Raw genomic sequence first — 5,128 nt, 5'->3', positions numbered from 1 at the left:
AGCGCGCGCCGCATGCGTGGTTCCCAGAAGCGCCGGATGTGTTCGGCGATCCCGGACAGCGCTTCTTCGCGATCGGGCATCGATTCGAAGAACGCGCCGATCTGGTTGGCCATGTCGATCAGGTGTCCGTTGTCCATCGCGTCCTCACTTGCCCGTCGTCACGGCGGCCGGCGTGGCGGCGCGGCGCTCGAGCAGGTCGAGCTGTTCCGAGTTGAAGCGCGCATACGCACGCTGCCAGTCGGACGGCTGCGCAACCGGCATCACCTGCACGGCCGTCACCTTGTATTCGGGGCAGTTCGTCGCCCAGTCGGAGCTGTCCGTCGTGATCACGTTCGCGCCCGACTCGGGGAAGTGGAACGTCGTGTACACGACACCCGGCTGCATGCGGTCGGACACGAGCGCGCGCAGTACCGTCTGTCCGGCCCGCGATTCGATGCCGACCCAGTCGCCGTTCCGGATCCCGCGATCCTCCGCGTCGTGCGGATGGATCTCGAGGCGGTCCTCTTCGTGCCACCGGACGTTCTCGGTCCGGCGCGTCTGCGCGCCGACGTTGTATTGCGACAGGATGCGACCCGTGGTCAGGATCAGCGGATAGCGCTGCGTGACCTTTTCCGGCGTCGGGATGAACTGCGTGATCACGAACTTGCCCTTGCCGCGCACGAACGCGTCGATGTGCATCGTCGGCGTGCCGTCCGGTGCCTGTTCGTTGCACGGCCACTGGATGCTGCCGAGCGCGTCGAGCCTCTTGTACGAGACGCCCGAGAAGGTCGGCGTGAGTCGCGCGATCTCGTCCATGATTTCCGACGGATGCGTGTAGTGCATGTCGTAGCCGAGCGCCTGCGACAGCAGCAGCGTCACTTCCCAGTCCGCGTAACCCGCGAGCGGCGGCATCACCTTGCGCACGCGCGAGATGCGGCGCTCCGCGTTCGTAAACGTGCCGTCCTTCTCGAGGAACGTCGAGCCCGGCAGCAGCACGTGCGCGTATTTCGCGGTTTCGTTCAGGAAGATGTCCTGCACGACGATGCATTCCATCGACGACAGCGCGGCCGCGACATGCTGCGTGTTCGGGTCCGACTGGACGATGTCCTCGCCCTGGCAGTAGAGCCCCTTGAAGCTGCCGTCGAGCGCCGCGTCGAACATGTTCGGGATGCGCAGCCCCGGTTCCGGTTGCAGCGTGGCCGACCATGCTGCTTCGAACTGACTGCGCACGACCGCGTCGCTGATGTGCCGGTAGCCGGGCAGTTCATGCGGGAACGAACCCATGTCGCACGAGCCTTGCACGTTGTTCTGGCCGCGCAGCGGATTCACGCCGACGCCTTCGCGGCCGATGTTGCCGGTCGCCATCGCCAGGTTTGCGATGCCCATCACCGTCGTCGAGCCTTGCGCGTGTTCGGTCACGCCGAGGCCGTAGTAGATCGCGGCGTTGCCGCCGGTTGCATAGAGGCGCGCGGCTTCGCGCACCCGCTCGGCCGGTACGCCCGTCACGTCCGCGGTCGCTTCGGGCGAGTTCTCCGCGCGCGACACGAAGTCGCGCCATTGCTCGAACGCGCGCGTGTCGCAGCGTTCGGCGACGAATGCGTCGGCGACGAGCCCTTCGGTGACGATCACGTGCGCGAGTGCGTTGACGATCGCGACGTTGGTGCCGGGGCGCAGCTGCAGGTGGTGCGTGGCCTTTACGTGAGGGCCGTCGACCACGTCGATACGGCGCGGGTCGATCACGATCAGCTTCGCGCCTTCGCGGATGCGCCGCTTCATGCGCGAGCCGAACACCGGGTGGCCGTCGGTCGGGTTCGCGCCCATCACGACGATCACGTCGGCCTCGCTGACCGACGCGAAGGTCTGCGTGCCGGCCGATTCGCCGAGCGTCGTCTTCAGGCCATAGCCGGTCGGGGAGTGGCACACGCGTGCGCAGGTGTCGACGTTGTTGTTGCCGAACGCGGCGCGCACGAGCTTCTGCACGAGGTAGGTTTCCTCGTTCGTGCAGCGCGACGACGTGATGCCGCCGATCGAATCGCGGCCGTACTTCTGCTGCAGCTTGCGGAATTGCGTCGCCGCGTAGGTGAGCGCCTCTTCCCAGCTGACTTCGCGCCACGGATCGGTGATCTTCTCGCGGATCATCGGCTTCGTGATGCGGTCCTTGTGCGTTGCGTAGCCCCACGCGAAGCGGCCCTTCACGCACGCGTGGCCTTCGTTCGCGAGGCCGTTCTTGTGCGGCGTCATGCGCACGACCTGCGTGCCCTTCATTTCGGCCTTGAACGAGCAGCCGACGCCGCAGTACGCGCAGGTCGTGACGACCGAGTGCTCGGCCTGGCCGAGCTGGACGACGGACTTCTCCTGCAGCGTGGCGGTCGGGCACGCGGCGACGCAGGCGCCGCACGATACGCATTCCGATGCCATGAACGATTCGCTTTCGCCGGCGGCGACGCGCGATTCGAAACCGCGCGCGGCGATCGTCAGTGCGAACGTGCCTTGCGTTTCCTCGCACGCGCGCACGCAGCGGTTGCAGACGATGCACTTCGACGGATCGTACGTGAAGTACGGATTCGATTCGTCCTTCTGCTCGCGCAGGTGATTCGCGCCGTCGAAGCCGTAACGCACCTCGCGCAGCCCGACCACGCCCGCCATGTCCTGCAGTTCGCAGTCGCCGTTGGCGGGGCAGGTGAGGCAGTCGAGCGGATGGTCGGAGATGTACAGCTCCATCACGTTGCGGCGCAGCGACTGCAGCCGGTCCGACTGTGTGCGCACCTTCATCCCGGCTTCGGCGGGCGTCGTGCACGATGCCGGATAGCCGCGCCGGCCTTCGATTTCGACCAGGCACAGACGGCATGAGCCGAACGGTTCGAGCGAATCGGTCGCGCAGAGCTTGGGCACATTGACGCCGGCTTCGATCGCGGCGCGCATCACCGACGTGCCGGCCGGCACCGTCACCGGCTGGCCGTCGATTTCGAGCGTGACGTCGGTATCGGCATGCCGTTGCGGCGTGCCGTAGTCGGTTTCGTCGTACGGATCGAATGCGCGCGCCTGTGCGGCGCTCTTGCACGCGCATTGGCCCGAGCCGCAGCCGCCTTGGCGGACGTTGTTCGTGTCGAGGGACATGCAGGGCTCCTTCTGGGTCAGGCCGCAGCCTTGACCGGACCCGACGCGGCTTGCTTGCCGGCGGCGAGCCCGAAATCTTCGGGGAAATGGTCGAGCGCGGACAGCACCGGGTACGGCGTCATCCCGCCCATCGCGCACAGCGAGCCGGCGAGCATCGTGTCGCACAGGTCGCGCAGCAGCGTGACCTGTCGCTCCGACGTATCGCCCTGGCGAATGCGTGCGATCGTCTCGACGCCGCGCGTCGATCCGATCCGGCACGGCGTGCACTTGCCGCACGATTCGATCGCGCAGAACTTCATCGCGTATTCGGCGAGCGCCGCGAGATTCGATGTGTCGTCGTGCAGCACGATGCCGCCGTGACCGACCACCGCGCCAATGGCCGTATAGGCCTCGTAGTCGAGCGGCACGTCCCACTGGTGTTCGGGCAGATAGGTGCCGAGCGGGCCGCCGACCTGGGCGGCGCGCGCGGGCCGGCCGCTCGCCGTGCCGCCGCCGTAGTCGAACAGCAGCTCGCGCAGCGTGACGCCGAACGCGAGTTCGACGAGGCCGCCGTGGCGGATGTTGCCCGCGAGCTGGAACGGCAGCGTGCCGCGCGAGCGGCCCATCCCGTAGTCGCGGTAGAACGCGGCGCCGCGCGCGAAGATCACCGGCGCGGTCGCGAGCGTGATCACGTTGTTGATCACGGTCGGCTGGCCGAACAGGCCGGCGAGCGCAGGCAGCGGCGGTTTCGCGCGGACGACGCCGCGCTTGCCTTCGAGCGATTCGAGCAGCGCCGTTTCTTCGCCGCACACGTACGAACCGGCGCCCTTCGCGACGTGCAGGTCGAACGCATGCGCGGAGCCGAGCACGCGCTCGCCGAGCCAGCCGGCTTCGCGGGCGCGCTCGATCGCGGTTTCGAGCACCGCGATCGCGTGCGGGTATTCGCTGCGCACGTAGATGTAGCCGAGCGTCGCGCCCGTCGCGATGCCCGCGATGATCATCCCTTCGATCAGGCAGTACGGGTCGCTTTCCATGATCAGGCGATCGGAGAACGTGCCCGAATCGCCTTCGTCCGCGTTGCAGACGATGTACTTCTGTGTCGCGCTGGCCTGCCGGACGGTGCGCCACTTGATGCCGGCCGGGAAAGCCGCGCCGCCGCGGCCGCGCAGCCCCGATTCGATCAGCAGTTCGCAGGCGGCGTCGCCGTCGAGTGCGAGCGCGTTCTTCAGGCCGGCGAGGCCGTCGTGCTTCAGGTAGTCGTCGATCGACAGCGGATCGGTCAGGCCGATGCGCGCGAACGTGAGGCGCTGCTGGCGCGCGAGATACGGCAGCGCGTCGACGAGGCCGACGCCGCTCGGATGCGTGCCGCCGTCGAGCCAGTTCGCGTCGAACAGCGCGGGCACGTCGGCGGCCGACAAGTTCGCGTAGCCGACGCGCCCGGCGGCCGTGCCGACCTCGACGAGCGGCTCGAGCCACAGCAACCCGCGCGAACCGTTGCGGATCAGTTCGATCGCGACGCCGCGCCGCTCGGCTTCCGCGACGATCGCGGCGGCGAGGGCGTCGGCGCCGAGCGCCAGCGCGGACGAATCGCGCGGAACGTAGATGCGGGTCGTCATGCGGCCTCCGAAGTGTGGGCGGCCGCGTCGGCGAGCAGGGCGTCGAACTTCTCCGGCGTGACCTTTGCGTGCAGCACGCCGTTGACCGTCATCGACGGCGATTGTGCACACAGCCCGAGGCAGTAGACCGATTCGAGCGCGACATCGCCTGGTGCGTGCGCGTCGGCACCATCGCCGTGCGCCGCGTCGAACCGGCAACCCGTGCGCGCTTCCGCGTGCGCGGCGAGTGCTTCGCAGCCCATGCTGCGGCACGCCTCGGCGAGGCACATCTGGATCGTCACACGCGCGGGCGGCGCGGTGCGGAAGTGGTGATAGTAAGTGAGCACGCCGTGCACTTCGGCGCGCGACAGGTTCAGCGCCTTCGCGAGCGGTGCGACGCAGCCTGCCGGCACGTAGCCTGCATCGTCCTGGATCGCATGCAGGATCGCGACGAGCGA

The 5,128-nt window shown here is 68.1% G+C and carries 4 protein-coding genes; all 4 read right to left on the bottom strand.

The annotated features are described in order from the left end of the window. Positions 1-137, bottom strand: a 137-nt coding sequence (locus DIE23_RS38575) for a formate dehydrogenase subunit delta (protein WP_148093491.1), incomplete at its 3' end; no start/stop codon positions are given. Positions 138-144: 7 nt separating this feature from the next. Continuing rightward, positions 145-3,096, bottom strand: coding sequence for a formate dehydrogenase subunit alpha (gene fdhF, locus DIE23_RS38570; protein ID WP_124618102.1), 2,952 nt, complete (start codon positions 3,094-3,096; stop codon positions 145-147). Between the two features lie 17 nt (positions 3,097-3,113). Further along, a complete protein-coding gene (locus tag DIE23_RS38565) occupies positions 3,114-4,691 on the bottom strand; it encodes an NADH-quinone oxidoreductase subunit NuoF (RefSeq protein ID WP_124618100.1) in 1,578 nt (525 codons plus the stop codon). Beyond that, positions 4,688-5,128, bottom strand: a 441-nt coding sequence (locus DIE23_RS38560) for an NAD(P)H-dependent oxidoreductase subunit E (RefSeq protein WP_124618098.1), incomplete at its 5' end; no start/stop codon positions are given. The genes DIE23_RS38560 and DIE23_RS38565, both read right to left, overlap by 4 nt.

Origin of the sequence: Burkholderia sp. Bp9143 (genome assembly GCF_003853645.1) — a bacterium.
GTDB lineage: Bacteria > Pseudomonadota > Gammaproteobacteria > Burkholderiales > Burkholderiaceae > Burkholderia.
Note: the sequence above shows the minus strand (reverse complement) of the source record. Positions and strands in the feature narration are given on the sequence as shown.